This is a genomic window from Thermus igniterrae ATCC 700962, assembly GCF_000376265.1.
GTDB lineage: Bacteria > Deinococcota > Deinococci > Deinococcales > Thermaceae > Thermus > Thermus igniterrae.
Map to the genome: position 1 here is coordinate 1 of NZ_AQWU01000050.1, position 14,326 is coordinate 14,326.

9 protein-coding genes, 2 tRNA genes and 1 pseudogene are annotated in these 14,326 nt (G+C 68.9%); 5 read left to right on the forward strand and 7 right to left on the reverse strand.

Translation table 11 applies throughout. From position 1 onward, the window contains the following. Both B128_RS12210 and B128_RS0103465 read left to right on the forward strand, forming a co-directional pair. Positions 1 to 221, forward strand: a pseudogene (locus tag B128_RS12210) (transposase); the annotation flags it as partial. Between the two features lie 105 nt (positions 222 to 326). Continuing rightward, positions 327 to 1,982, forward strand: a complete 1,656-nt coding sequence (locus B128_RS0103465) for a WD40/YVTN/BNR-like repeat-containing protein (RefSeq protein ID WP_018110885.1) — start codon at positions 327 to 329, stop codon at positions 1,980 to 1,982. Here the strand turns inward: B128_RS0103465 and B128_RS0103470 are convergent. Further along, positions 1,979 to 5,533, reverse strand: a complete 3,555-nt coding sequence (locus B128_RS0103470; RefSeq protein WP_018110886.1) for a methionine synthase — start codon at positions 5,531 to 5,533, stop codon at positions 1,979 to 1,981. The two genes, B128_RS0103465 and B128_RS0103470, sit on opposite strands and share 4 nt — an antisense overlap. A 42-nt stretch (positions 5,534 to 5,575) precedes the next feature. On the opposite strand from B128_RS0103470, the gene B128_RS0103475 reads away from it, so the two are divergent. Beyond that, positions 5,576 to 7,099 (forward strand): nicotinate phosphoribosyltransferase, encoded by a 1,524-nt coding sequence (locus tag B128_RS0103475; RefSeq protein WP_018110887.1) that lies wholly within the window; start codon positions 5,576 to 5,578, stop codon positions 7,097 to 7,099. On the opposite strand, the gene clpX is transcribed toward B128_RS0103475, so the two are convergent. The 6 genes from clpX to B128_RS0103505 form a co-directional block, all read right to left on the reverse strand. Then, positions 7,096 to 8,289, reverse strand: a complete 1,194-nt coding sequence (gene clpX, locus B128_RS0103480) for an ATP-dependent Clp protease ATP-binding subunit ClpX (protein WP_018110888.1) — start codon at positions 8,287 to 8,289, stop codon at positions 7,096 to 7,098. The genes B128_RS0103475 and clpX overlap by 4 nt on opposite strands. Continuing rightward, entirely contained in the window at positions 8,276 to 8,860 is a 585-nt protein-coding gene (clpP, locus tag B128_RS0103485; RefSeq protein ID WP_018110889.1) for an ATP-dependent Clp endopeptidase proteolytic subunit ClpP, read from the reverse strand. Before clpP ends, clpX begins: the two co-directional genes overlap by 14 nt. Positions 8,861 to 8,921: 61 nt before the next feature. Then, positions 8,922 to 10,136, reverse strand: a complete 1,215-nt coding sequence (gene tig, locus B128_RS0103490) for a trigger factor (RefSeq protein WP_018110890.1) — start codon at positions 10,134 to 10,136, stop codon at positions 8,922 to 8,924. A 38-nt stretch (positions 10,137 to 10,174) separates the two neighbouring features. Then, positions 10,175 to 10,259: transfer RNA gene (locus tag B128_RS0103495), tRNA-Leu, on the reverse strand. 52 nt (positions 10,260 to 10,311) lie between these two features. Beyond that, positions 10,312 to 10,388 (reverse strand) — tRNA-His (locus B128_RS0103500). A 28-nt stretch (positions 10,389 to 10,416) separates the two neighbouring features. Then, on the reverse strand, positions 10,417 to 10,701 hold the full coding sequence (locus B128_RS0103505; RefSeq protein WP_018110891.1) for a rhodanese-like domain-containing protein: 285 nt from the start codon (positions 10,699 to 10,701) through the stop codon (positions 10,417 to 10,419). Positions 10,702 to 10,852: 151 nt separating this feature from the next. Between B128_RS0103505 and carB the strand changes: the two genes are divergently transcribed. Together carB and B128_RS0103515 are read left to right on the forward strand one after the other, a co-directional pair. Beyond that, positions 10,853 to 13,960 (forward strand): carbamoyl-phosphate synthase large subunit, encoded by a 3,108-nt coding sequence (carB, locus tag B128_RS0103510; RefSeq protein WP_018110892.1) that lies wholly within the window; start codon positions 10,853 to 10,855, stop codon positions 13,958 to 13,960. Then, the gene (locus B128_RS0103515) at positions 13,957 to 14,286 is read left to right on the forward strand and encodes a cyclic-di-AMP receptor (RefSeq protein WP_018110893.1); all 330 of its coding nucleotides are present in this window, start codon (positions 13,957 to 13,959) and stop codon (positions 14,284 to 14,286) included. Before carB ends, B128_RS0103515 begins: the two co-directional genes overlap by 4 nt. Positions 14,287 to 14,326: the final 40 nt, after the last annotated feature.

Below are 14,326 nucleotides of genomic sequence, written 5' to 3' on the forward strand. Positions count from 1 at the left end.
GAGGTGCGTACCGGAGGCTTTTGGGGCGGCGGTGGGAGCTGGAGACGGTCTTTGGTCTGCTGAAGGGGCCGATGGGGCTGGTGGGGGCGGTGGGGAGGGTACGGGGGCTGAAGGCGGTGGCCCTGCAAGTGGAAGCTTGGGTGATGGCCTGGAGCGTGGTGGCCCAGCTTCTTGGGCAGGCGGGTCTGCCCATCACCCGGGTGTTGCGGGCGGTGGCGTGAGGTGAGTACGCAGGTGAATATCCGAAAAGGGGGTAGCCTGTCTCACATAGACCCCTTGCCAAAAGGGAGCTTCTGGAATAGCCTCCAAAGCATAGGAGGTCCCAGGTGTTCCAGGCCCTCCCCCTGGCTGTTTCCCAAGCCCCGGCCTGGACGGTGTGGTCCACGCCCCTACTGGGAGTCCGCTGGCTCAAGGGGGGTTTTTACGCCTTCGGCTGGCACGGGGTCCTCCTCCATAGCCCGGATGCCTTCCTTTGGCAACGCATACCCCTGCCCCTCCGCCAAAACATCGCCATCACCGCCATGGCCGAGGGCAAGGACCGCCTGGTGGTGGTGGGAGGCGAACAGGCCGTGGCGGTGGCCCGAAGGGGCGAAAGCTTCCGCCTGGTGCACCAGGGGCCGAGGCTTGGCCTTTGGGGAGTAGCCTCCAATGGGGAGCGCTTCGTGGCCGTGGGGATGAAGGGGCTGGTGCTCACCTCCCCCAACGGGGAGGACTGGTACCGGCTGGCCCTGGACCTCGAGGCCAACCTCTGGGGAGCCACCTTCGCCCAGGGGCACTTCGTGGCCGTGGGGGACCACGTGATCCTGGTCTCCCCCGACGGCCTGCGCTTTGAGGTCCTCTCCGCTCCCGGCATCCTCAACGCCGTGGCCTATGCCGAGGGGCTGTTCGTGGCCGTGGGCTGGGGGGGTCTCATCCTCACCTCCCCAGATGGGCGGCGGTGGGAGCGGCGGGCCTCGGGGGTCTGGACCGGCCTCTTCGGGGCGGCCTGGGGCGGGGGCCGCTGGGTGGTGGTGGGGGAGCGGGGCACGGTGCTGGTCTCCCGGGATGGGACCTCCTGGGAGCGGGTGGCGCTAAGGGGCATGCCCTTCCTCACCGGAGTGGCCTGGGATGGGGAGCGCTTCCTGGCCTCAGGGTGGGGCGGGGCCCTCTACACCTCTCCCGATGGCCTCCGCTGGCAGGCCCTGTACCCGGGGACCGGCCAGCACCTCTTCGGCGTGGCCCACGGCCAGGGCCGCTTCGTGGCCGTGGGGTACGAGGGCAAGCTGGGGGTGGTGCTGGCCTCCCAAGACGGGGCCCGCTGGCGGCTCACCGCCCGCGCCCCGGGCTGGCTCATGGACGTGGCCCATGGGGCAGGGAGGTGGGTGGCCGTGGGGGAAAAGGGCCTGGTGCTGGCCTCGAGGGACGGCCTCCGCTGGCGCTTCGTCCCCACCCCCGTCCAGGGCTGGCTGTACGGGGTAGCCCACGGGGAAGGTCGCTTTGTGGCCGTGGGGGAGGCCCTGCTCCTCTCGCGGGACGGCCTTACCTGGGAGGCCTTCCCCCTCCCCACCCAGGAAATCCTCCTGGGGGTGGCCTTTGGCGGCGGCCTCTTCCTGGCCGCCGGGGAAAAGGGCACCCTCCTGGCCTCCCAGGACGGGGTGCACTGGAGCAGGGTGCTCACGGGGGCCGCCCCCTGGTTCAGGCGCCTGGTCTATGGGAGGGGGCGCTTCCTGGCCGCCGGCCACGGCAAGGTGCTGGTGGCCCGCCGGGTCTGGGACTGGGAGGAGGCCCCCACCGACCATCTCCCCCGCCACCTCACCGGGCTAGCCCACGGCCAGGACAGGTTCCTCCTGGTGGGACACCTGCCAGACATGGCGGCCTTCTCCCCGGATGGCCTGAACTGGGAAGAGGTCCACCCCCTTCCCCATGAGCCTCAGGCGGCGGCCTACGGGGCCGGGCGGTTCGTGGTGGTGGGGGACTGCGGCACCATCCTCACCCTGCCCTAGTCCACGCTGAAGTAGCGGGCCTCGGGGTGGTGGACCACCAGGGCGCTGGTGGCGTGCTCGGGCTCCAGCTGGAAGCTCTCCGTGAGGCGCACCCCCACGCGGTGGAAGCCCATGAGGCGGTCCAGCTTGGCCTGGTCGGCCAGGTCGGGGCAGGCGGGGTAGCCGAAGGAGTAGCGGGCCCCCTGGTAGCCCTGCTGGAAGAGCTTACGGATGTCCGTGGCGTCCTGGCCGGCGATGCCCCACATCTGGCGCATCCGCTTGTGCCAGTACTCCGCCAGGGCCTCGGTCATCTCCACGGCAAAGCCGTGGACGAAGAGGTAGTCCTGGTAGGCTCCGGTCTGGAAGAGGGCCTGGGCCTTCCTGGAGGGCTCCTCCCCCATGGTCACCAGCTGCACCCCCAGGACGTCCCGGGCCCCCTGGGCGAAGGCGGGAAGCCAGGCCGCCTCCTCCCCCAGGGGCGGGGCGTGGCGGGGGCGGAAGTAGTCCACCAGGGAAAGCCCGCCCCCTCTTTGCCTGGGGAAGCGGAACGCCTCCAAGACCTCTCCCGTCTCCGGGGAGAAGACCAAGAGGGCCTCCCCCTCCCGGGCCACGGGGAAGAAGCCGTAGAGGACCCTGGGCCTGAGCCAGCCCTCGGCCATGGCCTCCTGGAGGAGGCGGCGGAAGACGGGCTCGGCCTCGCGCTCCACCAGGGCCTGCCAGGCCTCGCGGCTCATCCCCTTGCGGCTGTAGCCCCACTGCCCCCGGTAGAGGGCCAGCTTGTTCACGTAGTGGGCCACCGTGGCCAGGTCCAGCCCCTCCTCCACCCGCACCCCGAAGAAGGGGGGCCTGGGCACCTGGGGGGGCTCGCCCACGGGCTTGGCCCGGACCTCCACCCTGGGGGAGGGCCTGGAGGGCGGGGGGGAGGGCTTGCGGGGGAGCTGGGGAGCGGCCTGGCCCGTGAGCTCCTCCATGAGCCTCAGGCCCTCAAAGGCGTCCTCCGCGTAGTAGACGTTGGGGTAGATGGCCCTAAGGTCCTCCTCCACGAAGGAGCGGGTGAGGGCCGCCCCGCCCAGGATCACGGGCAGGGTATAGCCCCGCTCCCGCATGTACTCCAGGTTCTCCTTCATCACCAGGGTGCTCTTCACCAGAAGCCCCGACATGCCCACGGCATGGGGCCGGTGGGCCTCCACCGCCTTGAGGATCTCCTCAATGGGCACCTTGATGCCCAGGTTCACCACCTGGTAGCCGTTGTTGGTGAGGATGATGTCCACCAGGTTCTTGCCGATGTCGTGCACGTCCCCCTTGACCGTGGCCAGGACCATCTTCCCCTTGCCCTCGCCCCTTTTCTCCATGTGGGGCTCCAGGTAGGCCACGGCCCGCTTCATCACCTCCGCGGCCTGGAGGACGAAGGGGAGTTGCATCTTCCCCGCCCCGAAGAGGTCCCCCACCTCCTTCATGGCGGCCAGCAGGGGCCCGTTGATGAGGTCCAGGGGCTTGTGGCCCGCCCTCAGGGCCTCCTCCAGGTCGGCCTCGAGGCCCGCCTTGCGCCCCTCCACCACCCGGCGCTTAAGCCGCTCCAGAAGGGGCAGGGCGGCAAAGGCGTCCTCCTTGGCGGCGAACTCCGCCTGGTGGGCCTCAAAGTAGGCCATGAAGGCGAAGAGGGGGTCGTAGCCCTCCCGGCGGCGGTCGTGGATGAGGTCCAGGGCCAGGCGGTAGGCCTCCTCGGGGATCTCGGCGATGGGCAGGATCTTGCCCGCGTCCACGATGGCCGCGGTGAGCCCCCGCTTCCGGGCCTCGTCCAGGAAGACGGAGTTGAGCACCCGCCGGGCCTGGGGCTTGAGGCCGAAGGAGACGTTGGAAATCCCCAGGATGAAGCCCACGCCCGGAAGGCGCTCGGCCAGCTCCTCCATGGCCAGGAGGGTCTCCCGGGCCAGGGGGCGGCTTTCCTCATCCCCCTGGGTGATGGGGAAGGTGAGGAGGTCAAAGAGGAGGTCTTCCGGACGGAAGCCGTGGTGCAGGGTGAGGCGCTCGTACATGCGCAGGGCCACCCGCACCTTCTCCTCCCGGGTCTTGGCCATGCCCCTTTCGTCAATGGTGAGGACCACCAGGGCCGCCCCGTGGGCCTTGGCCAGGGAGGCCACCCGGTCAAACTTCTCCAGCCCGTCCTCCAGGTTGGCCGAGTTGAGGATGAGGCGTCCGGGCAGGTGCTTCAGGGCCAGCTCCATGGCCTCGGGGCTGGTGGAGTCCACCACAAAGGGCACGGTGACGGCGGTGGCCAGGCTGGGCAGGAGCCAGGCCAGGTCCTCAAGCTCGTCCCGGCCGGTCCAGGCCACGGAGAGGTCCAGGGCGTGGGCCCCCTCCTCCACCTGCTCCCGGGCCAGGGCCAGGATGCCCTCGAGGTCCCGGGCAAAAAGCCGCTCCCGGAAGCGCTTGCTCCCCGTGGCGTTCAGGCGCTCTCCCACCAGGAGCACGCTGGCCTCCTGCCTCAGGGGCACCGCCTGGTAGAGGGAGGCCACCTGGGGCGGGAAGGCCGCGGGCCGGGGCCTGGCGGGAGCCCCCCGCACCGCCTCGGCCACCTTGCGGATGTGCTCCGGCCCGGTGCCGCAACACCCCCCCACGGCGTTCACCCCGTACTCCAGGACGAACTTCCGGTGCCAGCGGGCCAGCTCCTCGGGGGTGAGGTCGTACACCACCCGCCCCCCCTCGTTGCGGGGCAGGCCGGCGTTGGGCAGGCAGCTCACGAAGCGGGTGCTGTTCTCCGCGAAGTAGCGGATCTTGGCGTCCATGAGGTCGGGGCCGGTAGCGCAGTTCATGCCCACCACGTCTATGGGGAGGCTCTCCAAAGCGGCCAGGGCCGCCACCTCGTCGCTACCCACCAGCATGGTGCCGGTGGCCTCGAGGGTCACCTGCACCTGCAGGGGCACCTCCCGCCCCACCTCGGCCATGGCCTCCCGGGCGGCCAGGACGGCGCAACGCACCTGCAGGATGTCCTGGGCGGTCTCCAGGAGAATGAGGTCCACCCCTCCCCGCAGAAGCCCCCGCGCCGCCTCCTTGTAGGCGGCATAGAGCTCGTCCCAGCTGATCTGGCCCAGGGAGATGAGCTTGGTACCCGGCCCCAGGGCCCCGGCCACAAAGGCCCCGTAGGGCAGAGCGGCCTCCTTGGCGATGCGGGCCCCCAGGTAGCAGAGGGCCTCCGCCTCCTCTCCCAGACCGTACTCCGCCAGCACGTGGCGCAGGGCCCCGAAGGTGTTGGTCTCTATGGCCTCGGCCCCAGCCTCCAGGTAGGCCCGGTGGATCTCCCGGACCACCTCCGGCCGGGTGCGGTTCAGGACCTCGGGGCAGCCGTAGTAGGCCTCCCCCCCGTAGTCCTCCGGGGTGAGGTCGCGCTTCTGCAGCTCGGTGCCCATGGCCCCGTCAAAGACCAGAGGACGCTCCAGGAGGGCTCTCAGGTAGGGAAACTTGCGGGCCCGGGCCTCCTTGTTGTAGCCAAGCCGCACCAAGGGGGCCTCCCCCCAACCCGCTCCCCCCAGGTGGTGGCGGCAACCGGGACTGCAGGTGTGGACCTCCACCATATCCCGCTAGTGTAGCCAAAAGGAGGGGGCTATGCTAGGCCCATGGACCCCTTCGGCATCCTCTACACCGACCTCTACCAGCTCACCATGGGGCAGGTCTACTTCCGCCTGGGTCTGCACGAGCGCCAGGCCCTCTTTGAGGCCTTCTACCGCAAGAACCCCGACTACGGGGCCCACCAGGCGGGGTACACGGTCTTCGCCGGGCTGGACCCCCTCCTTTCCTGGATGGAAGGGGCCCGCTTCCAAGAGGAGGATCTGGACGCCCTGCGGGCCCTGAAGGGGCGCTCGGGCAGGTCCCTTTTCGGGGAGGACTACCTGGCCTACCTCAGGGAGATGGGAGGGTTTTCCGGCCTCACCCTGCGGGCCCTCCCCGAGGGACGGGTGGCCCACCCCCAGGTGCCCCTCATCAGCGTGGAAGGCCCCCTTCTCCAGGCCCAGCTCCTGGAGACCGCCCTCTTGAACCGCATCAACTACGAGACCCTCATCGCCACCAAGGCCAGCCGGGTGCGGGAGGCGGCGGGGGAGGCGGTGGTGCTGGAGTTCGGCCTGCGCCGCTCCCCCGCCAAGGGGGGAGAGGCCGCCACCCGGGCCAGCCTCATCGGGGGGGCCAACCGCAGCAGCGCCGTCTCCCTCTCCCACCTCCTGGGCCTCCCCTCCTCCGGCACCCACGCCCACAGCCTGGTCCAGGCCTTCCTGGCCTTGGGCTACTCCGAGGAAGAGGCCTTCCAGGCCTTCGCCGAGGTCTTCCCCGACGACACCATCCTCCTCCTGGACACCGTGGACACCCTGCACTCCGGCCTGCCCCACGCCATCCGGGTCTTTGAGGCCCTGAGGCGCAAGGGGCACCGGCCCGTGGGGGTGCGCATTGACTCGGGGGACCTGGCCTACCTGGCCATCCAGGTGGCCAAGGAGCTGGACAAGGCCGGCTTCCCGGAAACCCTCATCGTCCTCTCCGGGGACCTGGACGAGCTGGTCATCTGGCAGATCAAAAGCCAGATCCTGGAGGAGGCCCCCCGCTACGGGGTGGACCCCGACCGCCTTCTGCGGCGCCTGGTCTATGGGGTGGGCACCAAGATGGTGGTCTCCTGGGGGCACCCGGCCCTGGGCGGGGTTTACAAGCTGGTGGCCATCCGGGAAAACGGCACCTGGGCCCCGGCCATCAAGATCTCAGACTCCCTGGAAAAAATCCTCAATCCCGGGCACAAGCGGGTCTACCGGGTCTACGACCAAAGGGGCCTGGCCACCGCCGACCTGCTGGCCACCGCCGAGGAGACGCTGAGGCCAGACCAGCCCCTCTGCCTCCGCCACCCCACCGACCCCACCAAGCGCCGCACCCTGCGCCCCGGGGAGTTCACCCTGGAACCCCTGCTGGAGGAGGTCTACCGCGGCCGGCGCCTCTTCCCTCCCCTACCCCTGGAGGTGCTCCAGGAGCGCCGGCGCAAGGACGTGGAGCGGCTGGACCCGGGGGTGCGGCGCCTGGTGAACCCCCACATCTACCACGTTTCCCTCACGGAAAGGCTTTTCGCCCTCAAGGAGGAGCTGGTGCGCAGGCTAGAGGAGGGCTAGGAGGCCTGCTTGAGCTTGGCCTCCTCGAGGGCCTTCAGGGGATGGTCCAGGTGGGGCAGGTCTATGACCAGCTCCCGCACCCCGCTCCCCGGGGCCTCAAACATCAGGTCCACCATGGTCTTTTCCAGAATGGCCCGAAGCCCCCTGGCCCCGGTGCCCCGCTTGAGGGCCCGGCGGGCAATCTCCTTCAGGGCCGCCTGGGTGAAGCGGAGCTCAATCCCCTCCATGCGCAAAAGCTCCTGGTACTGCTTCACCAGGGCGTTTTTGGGCTCGGTGAGGATGCGCACCAGGTCGTCCTCCGTGAGGGGGTTGAGCTGGACGATGAGGGGGGCCCGGCCCACGAACTCGGGAATCATGCCGAACTTCACCAGGTCCTCGGGGATGACCTCCAAGGGCTCCTCCTTGGCCTTGGTGCGGGTGAAGCCGATGGTGGTACGCTCGGTGCGGGCCTTGACGATGTTCTCCAGCCCCTCAAAGGCCCCGCCCAGGATGAAGAGGATGTTCTTGGTGTTCACGGGGATGAACTCCTGGTGGGGGTGCTTCCTCCCCCCCTGGGGGGGGACGTTGGCGATGGTGCCCTCAATGATCTTCAAAAGGGCCTGCTGCACCCCCTCGCCGGAGACGTCCCGGGTGAGGGAGGGGTTCTCCGACTTGCGGGCGATTTTGTCAATCTCGTCAATGTAGACGATGCCCATCTCCGCCCGCTCCACGTCAAAGTCGGCGTTCTGCAGGAGGCGCAGGATGACGTTCTCCACGTCCTCCCCCACATACCCCGCCTCGGTGAGGGTGGTGGCGTCGGCGATGGCGAAGGGCACCTCCAGGAAGCGGGCCAGGGTCTCGGCCAGAAGGGTCTTGCCCGTGCCCGTGGGCCCGATGAGGAGGATGTTGGCCTTGCCGATTTCCGCCTCGGGGTGCAGAAGGCGCTTGTAGTGGTTGTAGACGGCCACGGAAAGGGCCCTTTTGGCCGCCTCCTGCCCCACCACGTACTGGTCCAGGTGGGCCTTGATCTCCTGGGGCTTGGGGAGGCGGGTGGGTCCCTTGGGGACCTTGTGCCCCTCCCCCAGGAGTTCCTGGGCCCGCTGCACGCAGTCCTCGCAGATGTAGACCTCGGCGATGGGGCTTTCCAGAAGCCTCCCCGTCTCCGGGGGGCGCAGGCCGCAGAAGCTACAGAAGGGCCTAGGCTTCTTCACGGCTCACCACCTGGTCAATGAGGCCGTACTCCAGGGCCTCCTGGGCCGAGAGGTAGTAGTCCCGGTCCGTGTCCTTCTCCACCTTCTCCAGGGGCTGGCCGGTGTGCTTGGCCAGGATCTCGTTCAGGAGCTTCTTGGCCTTGAGGATCTCCTGGGCCTGGATGGCGATGTCGCTGGCCGTGCCCCGGACCCCGCCCCAGGGCTGGTGGATCATCACCTTGGAGTGGGGCAGGGCGTAGCGCCGGCCCTTTTCCCCGGCCGCCAGGATCACCGCCGCCATGCTGGCCGCCATGCCGATGACGATGGTGGAAACGGGGGCCCGCACGAACTGCATGGTGTCGTAGATGGCCAGCCCCGCGTCCACCTCGCCGCCGGGGGAGTTGATGTAGAGGCGGATCTCCTGGTTGGGGTTCTGGGCATCCAGGAAGAGGAGCTGGGCCACGATGGTGTTGGCCACCTGGGCATCTATGGGGGTGCCCAGGAAGATGATGCGGTCCTTGAGGAGGCGGGAGTAGATGTCGTAGACCCGCTCGCCGCGGGCGGTCTGCTCTATGACGTAGGGTATGACCATACCGTTCCTCATTGTAAGGGCAGACCCAGGGGGAAAACCCCCCTGGGCCACCAAGGAGGGCCTAGAGGAGCTGGGCCACCGCCTCCTTCACCGCCTTGTCCTGGAGGTAGCCGGCCTTGAGCCGGGCCAGGCCCCGCTCGCCCATCTCCCGCCGGAACTCCTGCAGGGAGACCCCGTAGGAACGGGCCACCGCCTGGAGGTAGGCCTGCCACTCCTCCTCGCCCAACTCGGGCTTGAGCTCCTCGGCCAGCTGCTCCTTGGCCAGGGAGCGCTTCACCCGCTTCAGGGCCTCCTGGCGCAGGTCCTCCCGGAACTTCTCCAGCTCGCCCCGGTCCTCCAGGGCCTTGAGGTAGGCCTCGAGGCTCACCCCCTGGCGGGCCAGGTCCTCAGCCAGATGCTCCAGGAGGTGGCGCTCCTCTGCCTCCAGCATGGAGGGGGGAATCTCGGCCTCAATCCCCTCGGCCAGCTTCTCCAGGAAGGCCCGCTCCCGGGCCTCCTGGTACTGGCGCTCGGCCTGGCGCTTCAGGCTTTCCCGCACCTTGGCCCTGAGGTCCTCGAGGCTTTCCGCCTCCAGGGTCTTGGCGAACTCCTCGTCCAGGGCGGGGAGCTCCAGGGTTTTGACCTCCAGGACCTCGGTGCGCACCTCCCGCACCTTCTCCCCCTTCTCGTTCAGCACGGGAACCATGACCACCTCCCCCGCCTTCTTGCCGAGAAGGGCCTCCTTCACATGGGGCAGGGCCTTGGAAAGGTCAATGGGGAACTCCGCCCCCTCCTCGGTGCGCACGAAGAGGTGGTCCCCCTCCCTGGCCTCCCGCTCCACGGCCACCAGCTCAGCGTAGCGGTGGCGGAGCTCCTCCAGGGCCTTTTCCACCATCTCCTCGGTGACCTCGGGGGCCTCCACCTCCAGGGTAAACTCCCGCCAGTTGGGGAGGCGCACCTCGGGGTAGTTCTCCACCTCGGCCACATAGCGGAAGCCCTGGCCCTCCTCCAGCTCCTGCTCCACCACCCGGGCGGCCACGGGCAGGAGGCCCAGCTCCCGCACCGCCTCGGGGTAGGTCTCCTCCACCAGGCGCTCCTTGAGGTCCTCCAGGAGGGCCTCCCGCCCCAGGCGGGCCTCCACCACCTTGAGGGGGGCCTTCCCCGGGCGGAACCCGGGAACCCTCACCCGCTTCGCCAGGTCCCGAAGGAGGCCCTCGTAGCTCTTCTGCACCCTCTCCGCCGGCACCTGCACCCGGACCTTCACCAGATAGCCGGAACGCTCCAGGATCTCCGCCACACCTCACCTCGCGCTAAGGAAAGGGGGCCTCGCCCAGGTGGTGCGAGGAGCGGGACTTGAACCCGCACGGGTTACCCCACCGGATCCTAAGTCCGGCGCGTCTACCGGTTCCGCCATCCTCGCAAGGAGGGCGAGGCCCTCCTTTAAAATACCACCCCTTGCGGGGTGGTGGGACTGGGGTGAGCGATGGGACTTGAACCCACGACCCCCGGATCCACAGTCCGGTGCTCTGACCAGCTGAGCTACGCTCACCACGCTCAGCACCCGCCATTCTAAGGAGCTACCCGCCCCCCGTCAAGGCCTGGAGGCCGCCCTCCAGGCTCATGGCCTCGTACCCCTCGGCCTCCAGGTAGAGGGCCCCCACCTGGCTTAAAAGCCCCTTCTCGCAGACGAGGAGGAGGGGCTCCCGGGGAAGGCCGTGCTCCCCCGACTGGATCTTCTCTAGGGGAACCCACTCCGCGGGAAAAGGCAAGGGGGTAGTGCGCCGGTCTGCGGGGCGCACGTCCACCACCCTTACCCCGTGCTTAAGGAGCTCGGGGAGCTCTTCCGGACGCACCCTGCGCATACCCCTAAGTATAGCCCGGCAGGGGCGGGGCTCGTGCCGGACCCCCCGAGGCGCAAGGATATGCGCCTTTTCCCGGCTTTTGCGCATAAGTTAGCCGCCCTAGCCTTGGCGCCCCCCTCCTTTTGTGATAAGCTCAACCCCCGGGTACGCGATGCCGCCGAGAAGAGACCTGAAGAAAATCCTCATCATCGGTTCCGGGCCCATCACCATTGGCCAGGCCGCGGAGTTTGACTACTCCGGCACCCAGGCGGTGAAGGCCCTCAGAGGGGCGGGGTACGAGGCCATCCTGGTGAACTCCAACCCCGCCACCATCATGACCGACCCGGAGCTGGCCGAACGCACCTACATAGAACCCCTCACCCTGGAGTTCCTGGAACGGGTCATCGCCAAGGAGCGGCCCGACGCCCTCCTGCCCACCCTGGGCGGGCAGACCGCCCTCAACCTCTCCATGGCCCTCTACGAGGAGGGCATTCTGGAGCGGTACGGGGTGGAGCTCATCGGGGCCAAGGCCGAGGCCATCCGGAAGGGGGAGGACCGGGAGGAGTTCCAGAGGGCCATGCGCAAGATTGGCCTCGAGGTCCCCCGGGGCCAGATGGTGGGCAGCGTGGAGGAGGGGCTCCACTTCGCCCGCGAGGTGGGCTACCCCGTGGTGGTGCGCCCCTCCTTCACCCTGGGAGGCACCGGGGGCGGCATCGCCCGCAACGAGGGGGAGCTCCGGGAGGTCCTCTCCCGGGGGCTCCTCCTCTCCCCCGTGCACACCGCCTTGGTGGAGGAGTCGGTGCTGGGCTGGAAGGAGTTTGAGCTGGAGGTGATGCGGGACCACGCGGACACCGTGGTCATCATCACCAGCATTGAGAACGTGGACCCCATGGGGGTCCACACCGGGGACTCCATCACCGTGGCCCCCGCCCAGACCCTCTCCGACGTGGAGTACCAACGCATGCGGGATGCCGCCCGGGCCATCATCCGGGAGATTGGCGTGGACACCGGGGGTTCCAACATCCAGTTCGCCGTGGACCCCAAGACGGGCCGCCAGGTGGTCATTGAGATGAACCCCCGGGTCTCCCGCTCAAGCGCCCTGGCTTCCAAGGCCACGGGCTTCCCCATCGCCAAGATCGCCGCCCTCCTGGCGGTGGGCTACCGGCTGGACGAACTCCCCAACGACATCACCCGCAAGACCCCGGCCTCCTTTGAACCCACCATTGACTACGTGGTGGTGAAGATTCCCCGCTTCGCCTTTGAGAAGTTCCAGGACCTGCCCAACACCCTGGGGGGGCTGAGGGACGAGCTCGGCACCCAGATGAAGTCCGTGGGGGAGGTGATGGCCATGGGCCGCACCTTCAAGGAGGCCCTGCTGAAGGCCCTGCGGGGCCTGGAGCGGGACGTGCGGGCCCTGGCCGCGGTGCGCACCGAGGACCTGGAGAAGAAGCTCTACCCCAACCCCGACCGCATCTACGCGGTGCTGGAGCTCCTCAGGCGGGGGATGCCGGTGGAGGAGCTCTACCAGGCCACCCGCATAGACCCCTGGTTCCTCCACCAGATGCGGGAGATCGTGGAGGCGGAAGAGTGGCTCAGGGGCCACCCCCCGAAGGACCGGGAGGACTGGCGCTTCTACAAGGGCCTGGGCCTCTCCGATGCCCGCATGGGAGAGCTTCTGGGCTGGGAGGAGGGCCGGGTGCGGGAGGAACGGAAGGCCCAGGGGGTGGTCCCCGTCTACAAGACCGTGGACACCTGCGCCGCGGAGTTTGAGGCCTACACCCCCTACCACTACTCCACCTACGAGCAGGAGGACGAGGTCTGGCCCTCGGCCAAGCCCAAGGTGGTGATCCTGGGCTCGGGGCCCATCCGCATCGGCCAGGGGGTGGAGTTTGACTACGCCACGGTGCACGCGGTCTGGGCCCTGAAGGAGGCGGGCTACGAGACCATCATGGTGAACTCCAACCCCGAAACCGTCTCCACCGACTACGACACCGCCGACCGCCTCTACTTTGAACCCCTGACCCTGGAGGACGTGCTGAACCTGGTGGAGCACGAAAAGCCCCTGGGGGTGATCGCCACCCTGGGGGGGCAGACCCCCCTCAAGCTGGCCAAGGGGCTGGAGGAGGCGGGGGTTAGACTCCTGGGTACGCCTTTTGCCGCCATCCACCAGGCGGAGGACCGGGAGGCCTTCAACCGGCTCTGCCGGGAGCTTGGCATCCCCCAGCCTGAGGGCCGGGTGGCCAAGACCCCGGAGGAGGCCCTGCGCCTGGCCCGGGAGGTGGGCTTCCCCCTCCTGGCCCGGCCCAGCTACGTGCTGGGTGGGCGGGCCATGCGCGTCCTGGGGGACGAGGCGGAGCTTGCGCGCTATCTGGAGGAGGTCTATGCTCCTCTGCAGGACAAGCCCTCCATCCTGCTGGACCGCTACCTGGAAGGCGCCTTAGAGCTGGACGTGGACGCGCTTTCCGACGGGCAGGAGGTGATGATCGCCGGGGTGATGGAGCACGTGGAGCGGGCCGGGGTCCACTCGGGGGACTCGGCCACGGTGCTCCCCCCCGTGCACCTCTCCCCCGCCGCCTTGGCCAAGGTCAAGGACTACACCCGCCGCCTGGCCCTGGCCCTGGGGGTGAGGGGGCTTTTGAACGTGCAGTACGCGGTCTTAGGGGAGGAAGTGTACATCCTCGAGGCCAACCCCCGGGCCTCCCGCACCGTGCCCTTCGTATCCAAGGCCATCGGCGTGCCCCTGGCCAAGCTGGCCGCCCTGATTGCCGTGGGCAAGACCCTAAAGGAGCTTGGGGTGCGGGACCTGGAACCCGTCCCCCCCTACTACGCGGTGAAGGAGGTGGTGATCCCCTGGCTCAAGTTCCCCGGGGTGATCCCCGTGCTGGGGCCGGAGATGCGCTCCACCGGGGAGAGCATGGGCCTGGACCAGGACCCCTACCTGGCCTACTACAGGGCCCAGCTGGGGGCCGGGCAGCGGCTGCCCCTTAAGGGGCGGGTGCGCTTTCTGGCCGAGGGGTTGCCCGAGCGGGAAAGGGCCCGGCTGGAGGAGATCCGGCGGCAGTACCTGGAGGCAGGGTTTGAGGAAGGGGAGGCGTACGACCTCCTCATCAGCCCCCTTCCCCACCCCGAGCTCAGGCGGGCGGTGGAGCGGGGCCTGCCCTTCATCACCACCCTCGAGGGGGCCTGGTGGAGCCTCAAGGCCATCCTTCGGGCCCGGGAGAAGGAGCTGGGGGTCAAAAGCCTTCAGGAATGGCACGGGGTGTACAATAGGGTCCAATGAAGCTCATCGTGGCCATCGTGCAGGACACGGACGCCCCCGGGCTCACCAAGGCCCTTCTGGAACGGGGCCTGCAGTCCACCAAGCTGGCCTCCACCGGGGGCTTCCTGCGGGAGGGGAACACCACGCTCCTCATCGGCCTGGAGGACGAGCGGGTGCCCGAGGTCCTGGAGCTCATCCGGGAGAAGTGCCGCACCCGCACCCGCCTGGTGACCCGGGGCTTTCCCCTCTCCGAGGCCCCCGACCCCTTCCTGGCCCAGCCGGTGGAGGTGCAGGTGGGGGGGGCGGTGGTCTTCGTCCTGCCGGTGGAGGGCTTCTTCAAGGTGTGAGCCCCCCCGCCCTGGACGGGAGGGGAAGGGCCCGCTAAAG